The sequence below is a fragment of the Alteromonas sp. 5E99-2 genome (assembly GCF_017368475.1).
Classification (GTDB): Bacteria; Pseudomonadota; Gammaproteobacteria; order Enterobacterales; family Alteromonadaceae; genus Alteromonas_F.
In genome coordinates this window covers 1-926 of record NZ_JAFNJE010000057.1, presented here as the reverse complement: position 1 = coordinate 926, position 926 = coordinate 1, and the positions used below count along the sequence as shown (strand labels likewise).

General features: G+C 54.3%; 1 protein-coding gene. It reads right to left on the bottom strand.

All coding sequences use genetic code 11. The annotated features are described in order from the left end of the window. On the bottom strand, positions 1-926 hold a 926-nt coding region (locus tag J3L16_RS15850), incomplete at both ends, for a transposase (RefSeq protein ID WP_207614037.1).

The window sequence follows — 926 nt, the reverse complement described above, 5'->3', positions numbered from 1 at the left end:
GTTCAAGTATTTGCCTTCGGGGCAGATGTAGCGGTCGTTGTCCTCATCCCACTCAAAGTCCGAACGCGACCATGTTCCGTCTTTGCGCTCAGACTTATCGATTAATGGAATGAACGGAATAATCTCCCGCTTTTTGACCAACCACGCCAGGTTCTCAGCTGAGCCATAGGCCGTGTCAGCGACAAACCAGTCTGGCCTTATACCAAAGCGTTCTTCGGTGCGATCAACCATGGTTTGGGATGCCCCAACCTCGGCTGTGCGAATGGAGCGGGTCGCCTCAACATCAACAATTACAGCATTGTCGGTATCGATGAGGTAGTTGTTGGAATAGGAAAATATTGCAGGTCCCTTGCGCGCAGCAGTCCACTGGCTTGCTGGGTCAGAATGCGATGTGAACTTGGGTTTGACAGTCGTGGCCGCCCCAAACGCCTTGTCATCCAGCACATCAAGATACTCCCGCACTGCACGCGGCGCATCTTCAGGATCGATGGCGCTTGTGTCCCAATCCATCTGTGCGCTGGAGTTTTGCCTGTCCACATCCGCCTCAATAAGGCTCGCGTCCACAGCAAAGCCATGACCGCCGACAAGACCTTCGGAAATGCATCGGGCAACGACCGCCTCAAAGACATGGCGCAGCAGATCGCTGTCGCGGAACTTACCATGCCGGTACTTCGAGAACGTAGAGTGATCCGGCACTTTGCTGTCCAATCCAAGGCGACAGAACCATCGGTATGCTAGGTTCAAGTGGACCTCTTCACACAGACGTCGCTCGGACCGGATGCCCAAAGTGTACTCAATCACCAACATCCGCACAATCAGCTGAGGATCAATCGAAGGCCGCCCGAGGTGACTGTAATGAGCCTTCAGCTTCTCACGCACAGCATCGATATCAAGGAAGTGGTCGATCCGGCGCAGCATGTGGTCAG